This window comes from Mesorhizobium sp. Z1-4 (assembly GCF_004000235.1).
Taxonomy (GTDB): domain Bacteria; phylum Pseudomonadota; class Alphaproteobacteria; order Rhizobiales; family Rhizobiaceae; genus RCIO01.
Genome location: NZ_RCIO01000002.1, coordinates 327,501 through 344,351 on the forward strand (window position 1 = coordinate 327,501; position 16,851 = coordinate 344,351).

The following is a 16,851-nucleotide window of genomic DNA, read 5'->3' on the forward strand; positions in this document are numbered from 1 at the left end:
AGCTCGCGTGGAGCCATCCTTGAAATACCACCCTTATCTTCGTGGATGTCTAACCGCGGCCCGTCATCCGGGTCCGGGACAGTGTATGGTGGGTAGTTTGACTGGGGCGGTCGCCTCCTAAAGAGTAACGGAGGCGCGCGATGGTGGGCTCAGAACGGTCGGAAATCGTTCGCTGAGTGCAATGGCATAAGCCTGCCTGACTGCGAGACTGACAAGTCGAGCAGAGTCGAAAGACGGTCATAGTGATCCGGTGGTCCCGTGTGGAAGGGCCATCGCTCAACGGATAAAAGGTACGCCGGGGATAACAGGCTGATGACCCCCAAGAGTCCATATCGACGGGGTTGTTTGGCACCTCGATGTCGACTCATCGCATCCTGGGGCTGGAGCAGGTCCCAAGGGTATGGCTGTTCGCCATTTAAAGCGGTACGTGAGTTGGGTTCAGAACGTCGTGAGACAGTTCGGTCCCTATCTGCCGTGGGTGTAGGAATATTGACAGGATCTGTCCCTAGTACGAGAGGACCGGGATGGACGTATCTCTGGTGGACCTGTTGTGGCGCCAGCCGCATAGCAGGGTAGCTATATACGGAACGGATAACCGCTGAAGGCATCTAAGCGGGAAACCGACCTGGAAACGAGTATTCCCTGAGAGTCGTGGTAGACGACCACGTTGATAGGCCGGGTGTGGAAGTGCGGCAACGCATGAAGCTTACCGGTACTAATAACTCGATTGGCTTGATCGTTCTCATTGCTTGTGTCCATCGCAAGATGGCACGGCGGCTTGTAAGCCGCCTGAATTCCAGCTTCTCAGTTTGATATGCTTTTCGCTGACCTGGTGGTTATGGCGGAGCGGCTGCACCCGATCCCATTCCGAACTCGGCCGTGAAACGCTCCAGCGCTGATGGTACTTCGTCTTAAGACGCGGGAGAGTAAGTCGCTGCCAGGTCTGCCAAACGCATATCAAGCTTCTCGTTTCTCACGATCGCCGCACCGGCGGCTCGACCGGCTGCACCCAGCCTCTCCAGCTTCTCAGAACAATTTTCGATGCGCTTTTGCGCATCTGGTGACGCGGGGTGGAGCAGCCCGGTAGCTCGTCAGGCTCATAACCTGAAGGTCGCAGGTTCAAATCCTGCCCCCGCAACCAAATCCCCAGCTTCTCAAATCTGCGCTTCGGCTCGCGGAAAGCGTTGCTTTCCTTGCCGAGTCATCTCGTCGTCCTGTGGAACACAACCCGAAGGCCGCAGGTTGAAATCGGTCCCCCCGCAACCAGAATCTTCTTTGTTATTTCCCGGCACAGTCCGGTGTTTCCCTGATCAGGCCTGCAATGGTCGAAGTTCCGTCTATTCAACGACTTCGTCCATGAGTTTCTGGGCAAGCAAGACTGCCTTGGACGTGACTTCGCTGTCGTGAGCGCGGGGGCGGGCGATCAGAACGGGCAGAGGCAGCGGGTTCGTCTGCGCCTCTATTATGCAGAGAAGTCCGGCCTCGAGCTCGCGGCGAATTGCGGCCCTGGGCACGAGGATCAAACCGACGCCTTCGATTGCGAGGCGGATCATCATGAAAAGGCTGTCGCTTTGTGTGAAGCGATGATGCCTGTTGGCGCGTGACGCCGGCAGGTGTGTGAACGGATGGACCGGCGACGGCCATCTGTAGCCGACTATCGGAAGCCGGCTGAGTTCTTCGTCGGTCAGGCTGGAAGGTGCCATGCCAGGTTTGGCCGCCCACACCATGTTGTAGGCGCCGAGCTTCTGAATGCGCAGCGCAGGATTGGTCAATTCGCCAGATACGAAGGCCAGTTCGAGCTGGTTTGCCGCGATATGGTCGGCAAGCGTCGACGTCTGATTGACCTCGATTTCGAGACGAAGGTCAGGGAAGGTCTTTTCGAGCGCTTGAACCAGAGGCATGAGCCAGGTTGCCGCAACCGGTCCGTTGGCTCCCATCCTGAGCCGCGTTTCGACAGGCTGGTTCGCCTTGTAAAAGGAAAGGTCCTCGGTCAGGCGCAGCACATTCTGGGCGTAGGCAAGCAACTCCCGACCTTGTTCGGTGAGCGCAAGGTCGCGGTCGCGGTGAAGCAGCGCGGTGCCGAGCTCCTCTTCAAGGCCGCGAATGCGCGATGAAACAGTCGGTTGTGAGATGTTGAGCACCTCGGCGGTACGGCGGAAGCTGTTCAACCGGGTTACCCAATAGAAGGTTCTCAGACTGTGGATTTGCATGTCGGGCGATGCGCCATGATAGAAGAATACTATCACTGAAATTACCAAAAATAGGTAGACATAGCAATTTCGACGGCGTTCCTATTTAAGAAATGAATGGGATGCGCATGTCTTTCACAGTTGATCCGATGCCCCGCGCCCTGCCGCGCGACCACCTCGCCCAGCTTTCCGGCTACGAGACCGTTCTCTTCGGCCACTTCCTCGATCGAGGGGTGCTGGACCCCGGGATATTGCCTGTCGCCGCGAATATGAAGACCGCCGGCACGGCGGTGACACTGACATTGCCGGGGCTGGATTCCACGCTGCTGCATTTCGCTGCCGGGCAGCTGCGCCCGGGTGATGTTCTGGTGATCGACCGGCGTGGTGACCGCCGCGCGGCATGTCTGGGCGGGGGCGTGGCGCAAGCAATTTTGAATTCGGGCGCGGCAGGTGTGGTGATCGACGGTTGCCATACGGACACCGAGGAGCTGGTGGAGCTCGGCCTGCCGGTTTTCAGCGGCGGCGCTGCGGCTCTGACTACGCGCATTCAGGGTCTGGGCGGCGCGTTGAACCGCCCGGTATCGGCTGGAGGTGTGCCGGTCATGGCGGGCGACGCCATCCTGGCGGACGCGTCCGGCGTGGTTGCCATCCATGCAAGCGAGCTTGCCGGGGTTCTGGTGCAGGCAGCTTCGCTTCTGGCGCTGACCGACCGAACGATCGCCGGCGTCAAACAGGGTGACCTCATTGGTGCTCTTTCCGGGGCGAACGAGATCGTTGCGCGCAGGATTGAGGGGAGTGTTGAGAGATGACCGTTATCGAGGCCTCGATCGATGGAGTGTTTGCCGATTTCGCTTCGTCGGCAACCGGGCTTATCTACGATTATTCGCCGGTGCCGTTTTCGGCAGCGCCCGATAGATTTGTCCTGCCGGAAGTGATCGAGGCGAGGGGCAGGGGTGAGCTTCTTGTGGAAGACTGGTGCGGAAAGGCACTCTACCGGGCCGATCCCGTCCAGAATCGCGCCGCCCGCATCACGCGGCCTTTCTACTGGAGCTATCATGCCGGAGAAGCCTCCGAGATCGATTGCGACCTGATCCGGGAGGAAGTCGCGGAGATTACCGAGCGGCTGCTTTCGTGGCAGATCGGACGCGGCGTCACGGTTCCCATACATCTGCCGGACGGCGGTTTTGCGACGCTCACGGCGTTCCTGGCCGCGACCGATGGAGCGGGCTTGCTGGCCGAGTTTTCGCTGGCCGCATACAGGGTTCAGGACCGACTCGATTCATCGCTGCCGCACATGCGCGACCGCTGCTGCCTGTCGCCGCGCGAAACGGAGTGCCTGTCGCTGACCGCCGAAGGCCTGTCATCCAAACAAATCGCCTTCGAGCTCCAGCGGTCGGAGAGCATGGTCGTGAAGCACCTGCAATCGGCGGCGTCGAAGCTAGGCGCGCGCAACCGGAGCCATGCCGTGGCGCTGGCAGTGCGACAGGGATGGCTTGGCTGAGCGGCCAGCGCGGCACCGCCAAGCTGGACTCCATGTAAAGCCTGCTGAACGGCGCGGCAGCGATGGCTGAAACGCGGTTGGCTTCCGCACTCGCCCTACCGCCAGAACTTCGTTCAGCCAGCCTCTAACTGCAAGATCTTGCAGCTTACCCGCTGCGGACCGTCTGTTTCACAATGGCGTATTGGCAGCTCAAGAACAGACGACCGGTATGCTCAACACAGTCCCTATCCGCGAAGGCTATTCTCAGTTCAGGGGATATGAGACCTGGTACCGTGTGACCGGCGATCTGCACAGCGGGATGGTGCCGCTGGTGGTTGCGCATGGCGGCCCGGGCTGCACGCATGATTATGTCGACGCCTACAAGGCCATCGCGAAGACCGGGCGTGCCGTTGTCCATTACGACCAGCTCGGCAACGGCCGGTCGACTCATCTTCGAAACGAGGGTGCGGAGTTCTGGACCGTAGAGCTGTTCCTTGAGGAGCTGGACGCGCTTCTCAAGCATCTGGGAATACAGGATCGCTATTGCCTGTTGGGGCAGAGCTGGGGCGGGATGCTGGCTGCCGAGCACGCGGTTTTGAAACCTGCGGGCCTCAAGGCGCTGGTGATAGCCAATTCTCCGAGTTCGTTTCCGATTTGGGTGGAGGAGGCGAATGCGCTGCGCCGGCAACTCCCCGGCGGCATCCACGAAGTGCTGCGCGCCCATGAACAGAACAATGATTTCGAGCATCCCGATTATCTCGCCGCAACGGATGTCTTCTACCGCAACCACGTCTGCCGCATCGACCCGTGGCCGGACGAGGTAGTAGCGAGTTTCGATGCCATTGCTGCGAACCCCACCGTCTACCACACCATGAACGGCCCTACCGAGTTTCACGTAATCGGGACACTGAAGAACTGGACGATTGAGGATCGACTGCACCGGGTTGAGGCGCCGACCCTGGTCGTAACCGGCCGGTTCGACGAGGCCACACCCCGAGCGGCCGAAGCCTATGCCAATCTTATTCCGGGCGCCCAGTGGCTGATCCTCGGCAACTCCAGCCATATGCCGCACGTGGAAGAGCATGAGCTTTGCATGTCCGTGGTCGGTGATTTCCTGAACAGGACGGCCTCGTGACAGTTTTCGCTGCGATCCAGATGTGCTCGACGGCGGATGTCGCCGCCAACAATGCCGAGATCGAACGGCTTGTGCGCGAGGCTGCCGGGCAGGGCGCTGAAATTGTCAGCCTGCCGGAGGCGGCAAACATACTCCTCAAGGATCAGATGGATTATCCGCGGCTCTGCGTGTCGGAGGGCGAAGATACGACACTTGCGCTTTGCCGCAGGCTCGCAACGAAGCATCGCATCTGGGTCCATACAGGGTCGCTTCTGGTGCGTACCGAAGATGGCAGCCGTGTCTGGAACCGCGCGCACATGATTTCGCCGGCCGGCGAGGTCGTGGCGCGTTATGACAAGCTGCACACCTTTGACGTCGCTCTTGGCGGCGCCGGCGATTTTATCGAAAGCCGCGCTGTCGCACCAGGTCAGCTGGGCGCGGTGACCAGCAGCGTTGCCGATCATAAAGCGGGTCTTTCGATCTGCTACGATCTCAGGTTCCCGTATCTGTTCCGCGCGCTGGCCAGCGCCGGTGCGGGCGTGCTGCTTATTCCGGCGTCGTTTTCGATCATTACCGGCCCGCTGCATTGGGAAACGCTTCTCAAGGCGCGGGCGATCGAGACCGGGTCGTATGTTGTCGCCGCGGCACAGTGCGGGACGCGCGATGGCGTAACCACCTACGGGCAGTCGCGCATTGTCTCGCCGATGGGTGAGGTGCTGGCTGCCGCCGGCGACGAGCCCGGTGTCATCTGCGCCGATCTGTCTCCGGAGACGATAGCGGAGACGCGCCGCCGGCTGCCCGTCCTCAGTCAAACCCGCACAATCGGCGAGGTGAGCCATGCGGGTTAGAGCGGTGAAAATCTCCGGATTTGCAGGCGCGATCCTTTTGTGCCAGAAATTGGCGCCAATTTTAGCGCCAATCACGGCGCAATGCTTGAAGGCATGTGTCGATGGCGATGGAGGACTGACGTGAACCCGACGCCATCACCGGTGCCGAACCTGCCCACTCCGGACCCGTTGTCCGAGCTGCCCGCACACGCGCTTGCGGGAACCTGCTGGAGGTATGCGCTGCGGGCCGGGCGCGACGCCGATGCGCCGCTGGTGATTGCCGCGCATGGCAGCGATCGCGATGTGGCGGGGTTGCTGTCGGGGCTGGATCTGGAGGGCGCGGTTTCGCTTCTGGTTCCGCTGTTCCCAGCACATTGCGGCGGCGAGGACATCTCCGACGACTACAAGTTCCTGAACCTGGGCGCGACGAATTACCTTGAACTCATGGACCGTATTCTGCGTGAAGCGATCGACCGCTTGCAGGCGCGGCCCAGGAAACTCTTTCTGTTCGGCTTTTCCGGTGGTGCTCAGTTCGTTCAGCGTTTCGCGCTCTTTCGGGCGAAGGACTTTGCGGGCGTGATCATTGCCGCACCCGGAAGCGTCACGCTGATGCGGGATGATGTTGCATGGTGGCCGGGGCTCAAGGATGCAGAAGAAAGCGTCATGGAGCCGCTTGACCTGACGGGTCTGAAGGCCCTTCGGACTGCCATTCTGGTCGGAGCCGACGACCGATCGTCAAGCCTGGTCAACCGTGGCCCCGGTGCCCGCTTCGGGTCATCCGATGCCGGGCTTGCGGGTGCGACGCGGGTCGACAAGGCGCGCGCGCTGCACATGAGCCTGAGCGCCTTCGGGACGCCGGCCACGATCACTGAACTTCCCGGTGTGGGACATCAGCTTGCCCCCTGCGCCGAAGCCGCCTCGCAGATATTGCAGGACTGGCTGTTTGAAGAAAGAGCAAGCACCAATAGCTCTATCGTCAGGAGACAATCATGACTCGATACTGGATCGTGGGGGCCGCGGCACTGCTGATGGCCAGTGCGGCAAATGCCCAGTCGGTGCCGGAAGGCTATCCGGCAGATTATGCCGATCTGATAGCCAAGGCCGAGACCGAAGGCTCATTGCTAATCTACACCAACCTTTCCAACGCCAATCTCGGCCCGGTGGTCAAGGCGTTCAACGAGGTCTATCCCGGCATCAAGATCGAATCCATCGACATGGGACCGTCGGAAGCCTTCTCACGTTATGAGGCCGAGGTTGCGAGCGGCGTGGCAAGTGCCGATCTGGTGATCGCCAATTCCATCCCGGACTGGATGCATGCGCTGGACGGCGGGAAGATCATTGCAGACTACGATTCGCCCGAGATACCCAATCTGCCGGAGTGGTCCTACAAGGAGGCCGGGCTCTACACATTCTCGTCGGACCCGATGGTGACGATCTACAACAAGATCACCGTTCCCGAGGAACTGCAGGTCTCTTCCATGGAAGAGTATTTCGCCAACATCGTCAGCCACCCGGAGGTGTTCGAAGGCAAGGTCGGCACCTATGACGGGCGTTATGCGTTCGGCGGATCGATCGGCTACGCATTCGTGGACTACCACGGCGACAAGGCATGGGACTGGTTCTCGTCGGCTGGACCGCTGACCCGTCCCGGCGGCGGTGCGGGCGGCATGATCGAGCGTACGCTTTCGGGCGAACTGGCTTCGTCGTTTTTCGTTTCGGGGCCGGTCGTGTTCAACAAGCTGGATGATGGCATCGGGGAAGTGCTGAAATGGACGTTTCCGTCCGACGGCACGCCGGTTTTCATGCGCGGCATGGCTATCACGGCCGACGCCCCGCACCCGTCGGCTGCCCGCCTCTTTCTCGATTTCGTCCTGTCCGAGCCCGGCCAGTACGGGGTCGCAGCAGGCAATCTGACGGCATACCGCCCAGGCGTCGTGCCGGAAGCGGAAAATGCCTATTCGCTGGATGAGGTGATCGCGGCAGTTGGCGGGGAAGAAAACCTGATCGTCATCGACTACGACCCTGAAATGGTAGCCAATTTCGAAGCGTTCAACGCCCGCTGGGGCGAAGCTTTCAAAATGTGATTACGGGCGCCGGGCCCAAGGGGTTTCGCCCCGGGCCCGGCGCTGGCCATAAGGACTAGCGATGTCTCACGTGACCATGACGGATATGCCGCATATGCCAGCGCAAGGCGCTCATTTCGACCGCGCCCGCCTTGCGCAATGGCTTATTTTCGTGGTGACGGCGGCACTGATGCTGGCGCCGGCCCTCCCCATCCTTCTGCAGGTATTTGTCGACCGTCCGCTGTATGCGCAGGACTGGCAGTTCACGCTTGGCAACATCACCGACATCTTTCGGTCCGAACGTGTCGGCCAGGTGGCGGCGACCACCGGGCTGTTTGCCGTGTTCAGCGTGATCATCGCTCAGGTTCTCGGCATTTCCGCCGCCCTGTTGATCGGCCGGACGGATATGCCTGGCCGCAAACTGATGGGCGACGTGCTGATGTGGCCCCTGTATCTGTCGCATCTCATTTTTGCGCTGGGCTGGGTCGTCATGTACGGGCCCTCCGGCTTTGTCACGCAGGCGATCGCGCAGCAGTCGAGCGCGCCCTGGAACCTGTATTCCATAGGCGGCATGTCACTGGTTGCCGGCATCTCCCAGGCGCCACTGGCATATTTGTATTGCCTTTACGGCGCAGTCCGTTCGGTGGACTCCTCGCTGGAAAGCGCGGCGCGAACGGTGGGTGCCGGACCCCTGCAGGTGCTGCGGTGGGTGACGCTGCCCCTGATGGTTCCCTCCATCATCACCTCCACGGCCCTCAATCTGGTCATCGCTGTCGAGACGCTGTCCATTCCGCTGTTTCTCGGCCGGCCGGCCCGGATCGAAACGCTGTCGGCGTTTCTGTACGGGGAAGGTATTGCTTCTTCTTCGCCCAATCATGGCCTCGTAGCAGCGTCGTCACTGCTGTTGATGATGCTTGTCGGCTCGACCCTGGTCCTGCAACGAATTCTGCTGCGGCAAGGCCATCGCTATGAGACGGTCAAAGGCAAAGGGTCGCGCCCGATGCCGCTTGGTCTCGGTCGGTTGCGCTGGCCGTTGGCGGCGCTCACGGCGCTTATCCTGCTTGTCACCGTAGTGGTGCCGATCTCGGGGATTTTCCTCCGCGCCTTTACGACATTTCTGTCGCCGCTCATTCCGTTGTCCAAGGTTCTGACCTTGAACAATTTCAGCAAGTTGTTTGCGGATGAGGCAAACATCCGGGCCATCGTGAACACCGTCGAAATCTCACTTATCTCGGCCGCGCTGGGTACGGCGCTTGCGGTGGCCGTTGCCCTTGTCGTGCAGCGCTCGACCTTCCGGTTTACCGGCACTCTTGAGGCGCTCGCCTATTCGCCGCGGGTGGTGCCGGGTCTGATCACCGGCCTCGGTGTCTTTTATGCTGCAATCATTCTTCCGCCGATGGGCTGGCTGCGCGGCAATATCGGTATCATCGTCGTGGCTTACGTTATGGCGACACTGCCGCTTGCTCTTGGTGTCATTCAGCCTGCCATCGTGCAGGTTAGCCGCGATCTCGACAAGGCGGCTCGCACCGTCGGGGCGGATTGGACCGGTGCGATGCGGATCGTCATGATCCCTTTGCTGCGGCCGGCGCTGCTGGGCAGCTTCATCCTGCTCTTCGTGTTTCACCTGAAGTCCTATGTGATCGCGATCTTTCTCATGGCTCCCGGTCTTGAAGTCATGGGTGTCTCGATGCTGTCGCTCTGGACAAATGGCGAGGTGGGATTGCTGGCCGCATTTGCCTCGTTGCAGATCGTGATGATTGCGGTGCTTCTTGTCCTCGCGCGCATCCTATTTAAGGTTAAGATCTATGACTGAACTGGTGCTGAAGAACGTCTCGCGCAGATATGGCAACACACTCGCGATAGACAAGGTCAACATCACCGTTGCGAATGGCGAGTTCCTGACCCTGCTGGGGCCTTCCGGCTGCGGCAAGTCGACCACTCTGTCGACCATTGCCGGGCTGGACCGCCCGACTGGCGGATCCATCAGCTTCGGCGACAACGTGCTGTTCGACGCCGAGGATGGCACGTTCCTTCAACCCGAGGCGCGGGGCTTCGGCGTGGTGTTTCAAAGTTACGCCCTGTGGCCGCATATGACCGTTGAAGGCAATGTCGGTCTGGGCCTGAAACTGCGAAAGATACCGGCAGCTGAACGCAACAAGCGCATCTCCGAGGTGCTGGATCTCGTCGGGCTCGGCCCGCTCGCCAAACGGTACCCGGGCGAACTGTCGGGTGGTCAGCAGCAACGCGTTGCCCTGGCAAGGGCGATTGTTTTCCGGCCTCCCCTGCTGCTGCTTGACGAACCGCTCTCAAACCTCGATGCCCAATTGCGGCAGCAGGCGCGCGTCTGGCTCAAGGATATTCAGCGGGAGCTGGGGCTGACGACCATCTATGTGACACATGATCAGGACGAGGCTCTTGCCATGTCCGACCGGATCGTGGTGATGCGCAGCGGCAAGATCGTTCAGCTCGGCACGCCGCAGGAGATTTATCGCACACCTGTCCACCCGTTCGTCGCCAGCTTCATAGGCAATGCCAACCTTATCGAAGTGACAGGCGGTGCGGCCGCGCAGGCGGGCGGATGCGACGTCAGGCTGGCGGACGGGCAGGTCATTCGCGCCCAGACCCCACTCGGCAATCTGAACGCGGGGAAACAATTGCTCGCCGTTCGTCCGCATCTCATAAGTTGCACCAAGGCGGACAACGCATCCGAAGTGGCGGTCGAGTTCGGCATGGAGAACTATCTCGGCGACCATTTCGAACAGGTCGTCCGGGTTGCAGGAACGGAGATGCGTCTGAGCCTGGACGAGCCGAGGCCGCGGGGCGGCGGCAAAATATGGATCCGCAACGAAGACGCCATGGTCTTCGAGGCGGAGCGGTAGGAGAGTGGCGTGGAAGAAACGGAACCTGTCGATACGGTCGATGTGACGGAGGCGCTGCGCAGCGACATCCTGCTGGGGGGACTGCGCCCCGGCGAATGGCTCCGACAGGTCGACCTGCAACGGCGCTACGACTGCACACGCAGCGCGGTACGCACTGCCCTGGCAAACCTCACCTCACGGCAGATGGTAGAGCACATCCCCAACCGTGGCTTCCGGGTGGTTCAGCCGTCCTCCGAACTCCGGCTGGAAATTACGGCAGTTCGCCTGTTGCTCGAGCTTTCGGCTGTCGACGATATCGTGGAATGCGCAACGAAAGCGGACATCGCGGAGATACGGTCTGCCGCCGTCGCATTCGACGAGGGGGTTGATGTTGTTCCCTATAATGAGATGCGCCGCCGCAACCATCTGTTTCACCGCGCATTGATTGCGCCGGCACGCAACTCCACGCTGGTAAACCTGACAAATGAGTTGCGCGAGCGCGACCTTCCCGGCGACTGGTCGAGCTGGTCGATTGCCTCCAACGTACGCCGTTCCAGCGCCGATCACCTGGCGATGGTAGCCGCGCTGGAGGCAAGAGACGCGGCGCGGCTTCGAGGATTGATCGAAGCCCATCTGACGGCATGGAAAACCGAGCAGGGCGCTCTGGACGCAGTTGCAAAAGAGCGGCGGACCGGCTGATACCCTATGCAAGCAGGTCGTGTTGCCGGTCCAGTCACGGCCCGGCACCCGGCCACCGAACGCTTGGCGCTGCGACGCGATTGACCTGCAAGATGTTGCAGCTTTCCCGGAGTTGCGGCTCCGCTAAGTTCGCACTTCATGGATTTGCAGAGGGAGGTGCAAAAATGATCGCATTTGACAAAATTCGCCTCGGCTTCCGCCGGGCTCCAAACCCATTCAATCGCAAAGGGCTGCCGGCTGCCATTCTTGGTGCGGCGGCATTCCTCGTTATGTCCGCGGTAGTTCCCGCATCCGCGGAAACATGGCGCATGGCGAGCAAGGTTCCGCCAGACAGCCCCGAAGGCCGTTCGTTCCAGGTGTTCGCTGACAAGGTCGCGGAATTCAGCAATGGCCGGCTGACCGTGGATGTCTTTCCCTCCGAGCAGCTCGGCGGCACCGAGGTAACGCTGGAACAGCTACAGGCCGGTTTGATCCACGTTTATCCCGAAGACAGCGGCTTCCTGCAGAAGTGGGTGCCGGAGGTCAAATGGATCGGCTCCGAGTTCATTTTCGACGACCGCGCTCACTGGAGCCGGTTTCTGGAAACCGAGCTTGTCACGAGCTGGTTCGGCAAAGTCGAGGAACTGGCCGGAATATCGATCATCGGCAAGGAATCCGACTTCGTCAGGGGCCCATACAACGTGCAGGCCAGCACCAGGCCGTGGCGCAATCTGAGCGAAATGTCCGGCATCAAGCTGAGGTCGCACAACAACCAGCTCGCGGTCGACATCTGGACGCATCTGGGCGCCGATGTTCGGGTGCTCGACTGGACCGACGTCTATCAGTCTCTCGATACCGGTATCGTTGAAGCGGCCAACAGCCCGATCGGGCTTGTCGAACCCATGCGTTTTTATGAAGTCGCGCCGCATATCATCCGGCACGATGCGAAATCGCAGGGTATCGCCTTCATGGTCAACACGAAGGCATATCGCGGGCTCGATGCCGAACTGCGAGACGCTGTCGACCGCGCGCAGCAGGCGGCGGGTGCCTATAGTGCGGAGCTGATGGAAAAGTTCGCGGCAGAGTCGATCGAGCGCATGACGGCAACCGGTGTCGAATACTACGAAATCGACAATGCGGACTTCATCGAGCGCATGGCCGGGTTCTATGGGGACCTAGAAAGCGAAGGTACGCTGCCGGAAGGTTTCCTGGACGCTGTAGCGTCAACCAGGTGAGACAAGCGTGATCTTCGTGCAATCACTCCGACTTGTACGTCTCGGACTGGACGTTTGCGAGCGCGGGTTTCTACTGCTCGCAAACGTCATCCTCATTACGATGCTGGCGATCAACACGCTGAACATCACGTCCCGGGCCGTTTTCGACATAAGTCTGGTTTGGGTATTTCCGTGGACGGCGTTTCTGTTCGTCTGGCTGACGTTCGTCACCTTCTTCGTGATCTACCGTCGGGCTCGCGACATTACGGTTGATTTCGTCGTTGCCAGACTGGGCCGCAGATTGCGGAAGGCCGTGCAGCTTGTCGTCAGTCTTGTAACCGTGTTCGTGATGGTCGTGATCCTAGCGGAGATGGACCGCATCTTCGCATCACAGGTCGGCGAAATCGAAATCGTCGGACTGGAGCGCTACACGCTCTCAATACCGTTGTTCGCAAGCTGCGCCCTTATCCTGATCAACACAATCGTAGACACGATCTGGTCGGTCGTCGGAACCGCGCCCAAAGCCGCAGACACTCAGGGAACGTGACATGACCTTCATGCTTTTCGCGCTTTTCGTCGGGCTTGTCGTTCTCGGCGTGCCGATCACAATGGCCATTGGTGCGTCGGTCATACTCGCCTTGATCTATGCCGGCTTCGGCTCAGAGCTGCATATCATGCCGCAGCAGATCCTGGAGGGCGTGGACAGGCCCGCCCTGCTGGCCGTTCCTTTTTTCGTGCTGGCCGGCAATCTGATGAATGCAGTCGGTATGACCGATCGGATTTTCCGGTTTGCCACGGCGTTGGTGGGGCACACCAAAGCCGGCCTGGCGCAGGTCAACGTCGTCGCATCGATGGTGTTTGCCGGGATTTCGGGGGCATCGGTCGCGGACACGGCGGGGCTTGGCACCGTCGAGATGAAGGCGATGCGCGAACGAGGCTATCCGGCAGATTTTGCCGCGGCCCTTTCCGTCGTTTCGTCCGTGATCGGGCCGCTGATTCCGCCGTCTATTCCGCTCATCATCTACGCCTTTCTTTCGTCGACCTCCGTGGCGCGCCTGTTCCTGGCCGGCATCGTGCCCGGCATTCTGGTTGGCGTGTCTCTCATGATCTACAACAGGATGGTCGCTGACCGGTACAATTTCCCGCGTGAGGAAAAGGCGCCGGCTCGCGTTGTCCTGCGGGAGGCGATCGACGGGCTGGCGGCGCTGGTTGCACCTGCGATCATTCTCGGCGCAATGCTGTGGGGCTTCACCACCGCATCCGAAGCCGGTGTTCTGGCATGTGTCTATTCGCTGCTGCTTGGGGCCGTTTACCGGACGCTCGATGCGCGCAAGCTGTGGGAGGCAGTGACAGAGACCGCGATCATTACCGGCATCATCATGATCATTGTCGGCTACTCACAGGTGATGGGCTGGCTGCTGGCAATCGAGCAGGCGCCCCAGTACCTGGCCAACAGCATCGTGTTTGTCAGCGACAACAAGCACATTTTTATGATCCTGATGATCGCCGTCGTGCTCTTGCTCGGGATGATCGTGGAAGGCGTCCCGATCACCCTGATCCTGGTTCCGATGCTGCTCCCCATCGTCGACCAGATGGGTATCGACCGGATACAGTTCGGGGTGGTGTTTACCCTGGCGCTTTTGATGGGCGTGGCCACACCGCCGATGGGGATTGGCCTCTACATCATGGTGGGCATCTCCAAAGAGCCGATGGAGCGAATAGCAGCGGCCGCTCTGCCGATGCTGATCCCGTTGCTGGTGGTGCTGTTGCTGATCGCCTATATCCCGGCGCTCACGCTATTCCTTCCGAACCTGGTGATGGGTCTGGAATAGCCACTGCCTTAAGGCACGCGCCGATGCGTTGTGACCGGTGCGCCCCTGTCTTTGTGACGGGGGCGCACCGTTATCAATGCGAGCCTTTGCAATGACATTGTCCGACAGGGCCGCAACAGGGGCTTGAGACGTTACGCCGGCGCTCATACCCGCAGCTATTGCGTAACTGCCGGTTCTGCGGCCGGCGCCGTGCAGCTCCAGCCTTATGAGGCGGGCGCAGCCTGTCTGGCCGGCCGCCGCCGCCGCGCCGAGGTGAGCGCCCACACCGAGTGGGCGATCAGTGTCACCACCAGTATTGTGCCTCCGATCAGCGAGGCGGTTGTGGGCACTTCGGCGAAGATCATCCACACCCACACGGGTGTGAGCACGGTTTCCAGCAGGTAGAACATCGCCACTTCCGGCCCAGATATGTATTTCGGCCCGGTTGCGAGACAGAAGAACGAAAGCGGCAGAACGACGATGCCGGTCAGCAGTACCCACAATGGCTGCTCGACACGGAACCCGACCTGGCTCACCATCACGACGCCGAGCAGGGCCGGCAGGGCGAATGCCACGAGCGCGGCAAAGCCCATATCCTTGGCCGAAGCTCTGGTGACGGTGATCGCGCTTGCCAGAAGGATCGACGAGGCGACCGCGAAGAGATCGCCGACGATATTGCCGCGGCCCAGGCTGTCGAGCACGATGATCGATACGCCACCCAGCATGAACGCCATTGCCACCATTGTCGACGCTCTTGGCCGTTCGCCGAGAAACAACCATCCTAGAAGCGAAGCAAAGACGGTGTTGAAGGCGAGGATAAAGACCAGATTTGCAGTCGATGTGTGGAAAACGGCCATCACGAAGGTGACCGAGGCGGTGCCATATAGCGCGGCTACCAGAAGGCCAGCGCGCCCGGGGATCAAAGTCGGCGGGTTCTTGCGAACCAGCGCCCAGATCAGCCAGAGGGCGATCGAGGCAAGAAATGTCGTTCCGCTTCGCAACATGACGATCGACCACGGGTCGCCGTCGGCGAGCAGGATCAGCGGAATATCGATGGTCAGGGCGAGACCGCCGATCGCGGTGACTACGAGCCCCTTGGCATAGTTGGCATTGGTCGTGGACATCAAAGAACTCGCGTTTGCCGCTCCCAGGCGGTCGCTTCCGTCGATCGTTTCTTGCCGGGTCAGAACGCGGGCAGGGGGCGGTAGCGGCGCGAAGCGACTTCCTGGCGGACCTTGTCCGCACCGGCCGATGCTTCTTCGCGCAGCGCCTGCATATCGATGGTTGTGAAGTTACCGCGATCGTAGAGCACCCGTCCGGCCACGATGGTCTGGACGATCTCGGCGCGGCTTCCGTAGCGTACCAGTTCGCTTGGAACGTCCTGCGCTGCCATGAAGTGCGGCGCCGTCCCATCCAGCACCAGAAAATCGGCAGCCTTGCCGGCTTCCAGCGATCCCGTCACGTGTTCGATGCGCAGGCACGATGCGGATTCGATGGTGGCCATTTCAAGCAGCGCGCCCGCCGGCAGAAATTCGGCGTCGAAACGCTCGACACCCCAGCGCGCGCCATGGACGAGCCAGGCGGCCCGCATGGTGGCGAACATGTCGTTGGCCTGGTTGTCGCAGCCGAGCGCAACGCGAATGCCGGCGGCCCTGAAACGCGGCAGGTTCGGGATAGCATTCAGGTTGGCCACACACTCGATCGGCGAGTGTGCCAATGCCGCGTTGCCCGCGGCCAGGATCTCGATCTCCTGCTCGCTGGCAAGGACCGCATGAACAGCAACAAGGTGCTCATCCACGACCCCGAGATCGTACAATCTTTCGATCGGGCGGCGTTTCCAGACATCAAGGCAGAACTCGACCTCTTCGCGGTCACGTCCGGTGTGGACCTGAAGGGTTGTGTCGAAGCGGCGCGCAAGGGCGGCGCCATCCGTGAAGTAGCGAGGCGAGAATCCCAAAAGCGCGGAGGCGTTCACCGCGGCATGGATCAGACCGTTTCCGCGGGAAGGGAAACGCTGGAGCAAGGCCTCGGTGCGCAGGAGATCGGCTTCGGCCTCGCCGTCCCTTGCCTTGGCCCATGAGCGGTCGTTGATCTGGCTGTAGAGCGATGCGTGATGAAAATCCTGATCGGCGCGGCCGCGCGCCAATACGCTGCGAATACCCACTTCTTCCAGCGTTTCGAGGATGGCGCTTTCGTGATCGGGATTAAGCGTGCCTTCACACAGGGTGGTGACGCCCGCGCGCAGCATCTGGGCGCTGAGCAGCCGGACGGTGGATGCCGCTTCCGCCGCTGTCAGCACGCGCTGCGCGGGGTTGTATATACGCGGGATCATCGGCAGTTCGCCGGATGTCAGGCCGCGCACGAAACACTGCGTGCAATGGGTGTGCGCGTCGATAAACCCGGGCATCAGCAGCGCGTCGGACCCGCCGAGCTCTTCGGCGGGGCTGTAGCGCGCGGATATTTCCGCGTTCGTTCCGACTGCCAGGATCACGCCTTTGTCGATGGCAATGGCGCCGTCTTCGATGATCCGGCGGCCAGTGTCCATTGTAACGATCTTGCCGCGTGCAATCATCTGCACGGGCCGCTGCTGTTCCGCGGTCATGGCGATCCTCTGTTG

At 60.9% G+C, this 16,851-nt stretch carries 15 protein-coding genes, 1 tRNA gene and 2 rRNA genes (1 of these 18 cut by a window edge); 15 read left to right on the top strand and 3 right to left on the bottom strand.

The window, feature by feature from the left end:
* The 3 genes from EP165_RS08580 to EP165_RS08590 all read left to right on the top strand — a co-directional run.
* Positions 1-740, top strand: a 23S ribosomal RNA gene (locus EP165_RS08580) (it extends 2,066 nt beyond the left edge of the window).
* A gap of 88 nt (positions 741-828) precedes the next feature.
* Positions 829-943: ribosomal RNA gene (gene rrf / locus EP165_RS08585) — 5S ribosomal RNA — on the top strand.
* Positions 944-1,064: 121 nt separating this feature from the next.
* A tRNA-Met gene (locus tag EP165_RS08590) sits at positions 1,065-1,141 on the top strand.
* 196 nt (positions 1,142-1,337) lie between these two features.
* Here the strand turns inward: EP165_RS08590 and EP165_RS08595 are convergent.
* Positions 1,338-2,246, bottom strand: a complete 909-nt coding sequence (locus tag EP165_RS08595; RefSeq protein ID WP_206075887.1) for a LysR family transcriptional regulator — start codon at positions 2,244-2,246, stop codon at positions 1,338-1,340.
* 71 nt (positions 2,247-2,317) lie between these two features.
* Here EP165_RS08595 and EP165_RS08600 point away from each other — a divergent pair, with 71 nt between their 5' ends.
* The 12 genes from EP165_RS08600 (at position 2,318) to EP165_RS08655 (ending at position 14,255) form a co-directional block, all read left to right on the top strand.
* The gene (locus EP165_RS08600) at positions 2,318-2,998 is read left to right on the top strand and encodes an RraA family protein (RefSeq protein WP_127521464.1); all 681 of its coding nucleotides are present in this window, start codon (positions 2,318-2,320) and stop codon (positions 2,996-2,998) included.
* The gene (locus EP165_RS08605) at positions 2,995-3,690 is read left to right on the top strand and encodes a helix-turn-helix transcriptional regulator (protein WP_127521466.1); all 696 of its coding nucleotides are present in this window, start codon (positions 2,995-2,997) and stop codon (positions 3,688-3,690) included. Before EP165_RS08600 ends, EP165_RS08605 begins: the two co-directional genes overlap by 4 nt.
* 208 nt (positions 3,691-3,898) lie before the next feature.
* Positions 3,899-4,804: a proline iminopeptidase-family hydrolase gene (locus EP165_RS08610; protein ID WP_127521468.1), complete on the top strand. Its 906-nt coding sequence runs from the start codon at positions 3,899-3,901 to the stop codon at positions 4,802-4,804.
* Positions 4,801-5,631: a carbon-nitrogen hydrolase family protein gene (locus tag EP165_RS08615; protein ID WP_127521470.1), complete on the top strand. Its 831-nt coding sequence runs from the start codon at positions 4,801-4,803 to the stop codon at positions 5,629-5,631. The genes EP165_RS08610 and EP165_RS08615 overlap by 4 nt, the downstream gene beginning before the upstream one ends.
* A 120-nt stretch (positions 5,632-5,751) precedes the next feature.
* Complete coding sequence (locus tag EP165_RS08620) at positions 5,752-6,603, top strand: alpha/beta hydrolase (protein WP_127521472.1); 852 nt, start codon at positions 5,752-5,754, stop codon at positions 6,601-6,603.
* Complete coding sequence (locus EP165_RS08625; protein WP_127521474.1) at positions 6,600-7,694, top strand: ABC transporter substrate-binding protein; 1,095 nt, start codon at positions 6,600-6,602, stop codon at positions 7,692-7,694. The genes EP165_RS08620 and EP165_RS08625 overlap by 4 nt, the downstream gene beginning before the upstream one ends.
* 61 nt (positions 7,695-7,755) lie before the next feature.
* Complete coding sequence (locus EP165_RS08630; protein ID WP_127521476.1) at positions 7,756-9,486, top strand: ABC transporter permease; 1,731 nt, start codon at positions 7,756-7,758, stop codon at positions 9,484-9,486.
* On the top strand, positions 9,479-10,552 hold the full coding sequence (locus EP165_RS08635) for an ABC transporter ATP-binding protein (protein ID WP_127521478.1): 1,074 nt from the start codon (positions 9,479-9,481) through the stop codon (positions 10,550-10,552). Before EP165_RS08630 ends, EP165_RS08635 begins: the two co-directional genes overlap by 8 nt.
* Positions 10,553-10,561: 9 nt before the next feature.
* Positions 10,562-11,230, top strand: coding sequence for a GntR family transcriptional regulator (locus EP165_RS08640; protein WP_127521480.1), 669 nt, complete (start codon positions 10,562-10,564; stop codon positions 11,228-11,230).
* A 308-nt stretch (positions 11,231-11,538) separates the two neighbouring features.
* The gene (locus tag EP165_RS08645; protein WP_245440084.1) at positions 11,539-12,444 is read left to right on the top strand and encodes a TRAP transporter substrate-binding protein; all 906 of its coding nucleotides are present in this window, start codon (positions 11,539-11,541) and stop codon (positions 12,442-12,444) included.
* A gap of 16 nt (positions 12,445-12,460) precedes the next feature.
* Entirely contained in the window at positions 12,461-12,970 is a 510-nt protein-coding gene (locus tag EP165_RS08650; RefSeq protein WP_127521481.1) for a TRAP transporter small permease, read from the top strand.
* A 1-nt stretch (position 12,971) separates the two neighbouring features.
* Positions 12,972-14,255 carry a TRAP transporter large permease gene (locus tag EP165_RS08655; RefSeq protein ID WP_127521483.1) on the top strand — a complete coding sequence of 428 codons (1,284 nt, stop codon included), beginning with the start codon at positions 12,972-12,974 and terminating at the stop codon, positions 14,253-14,255.
* Positions 14,256-14,458: 203 nt separating this feature from the next.
* On the opposite strand, the gene EP165_RS08660 is transcribed toward EP165_RS08655, so the two are convergent.
* Positions 14,459-15,358, bottom strand: coding sequence for a DMT family transporter (locus tag EP165_RS08660; protein ID WP_127521485.1), 900 nt, complete (start codon positions 15,356-15,358; stop codon positions 14,459-14,461).
* Between the two features lie 59 nt (positions 15,359-15,417).
* Positions 15,418-16,836 carry an amidohydrolase family protein gene (locus tag EP165_RS08665; RefSeq protein ID WP_127521487.1) on the bottom strand — a complete coding sequence of 473 codons (1,419 nt, stop codon included), beginning with the start codon at positions 16,834-16,836 and terminating at the stop codon, positions 15,418-15,420.
* Between the last annotated feature and the right edge of the window lie 15 nt (positions 16,837-16,851).

Bases quoted from the DNA above. Each gene is read 5' to 3' on its own strand.
- EP165_RS08600 (WP_127521464.1), top strand. From the start codon at position 2,318: ATGTCTTTCACAGTTGATCCGATGCCCCGCGCCCTGCCGCGCGACCAC.
- EP165_RS08605 (WP_127521466.1), top strand. From the start codon at position 2,995: ATGACCGTTATCGAGGCCTCGATCGATGGAGTGTTTGCCGATTTCGCT.
- EP165_RS08610 (WP_127521468.1), top strand. From the start codon at position 3,899: ATGCTCAACACAGTCCCTATCCGCGAAGGCTATTCTCAGTTCAGGGGA.
- EP165_RS08625 (WP_127521474.1), top strand. From the start codon at position 6,600: ATGACTCGATACTGGATCGTGGGGGCCGCGGCACTGCTGATGGCCAGT.
- EP165_RS08630 (WP_127521476.1), top strand. From the start codon at position 7,756: ATGTCTCACGTGACCATGACGGATATGCCGCATATGCCAGCGCAAGGC.
- EP165_RS08635 (WP_127521478.1), top strand. From the start codon at position 9,479: ATGACTGAACTGGTGCTGAAGAACGTCTCGCGCAGATATGGCAACACA.
- EP165_RS08645 (WP_245440084.1), top strand. From the start codon at position 11,539: ATGGCGAGCAAGGTTCCGCCAGACAGCCCCGAAGGCCGTTCGTTCCAG.
- EP165_RS08655 (WP_127521483.1), top strand. From the start codon at position 12,972: ATGACCTTCATGCTTTTCGCGCTTTTCGTCGGGCTTGTCGTTCTCGGC.
- EP165_RS08660 (WP_127521485.1), bottom strand. From the start codon at position 15,358: ATGTCCACGACCAATGCCAACTATGCCAAGGGGCTCGTAGTCACCGCG.
- EP165_RS08665 (WP_127521487.1), bottom strand. From the start codon at position 16,836: ATGACCGCGGAACAGCAGCGGCCCGTGCAGATGATTGCACGCGGCAAG.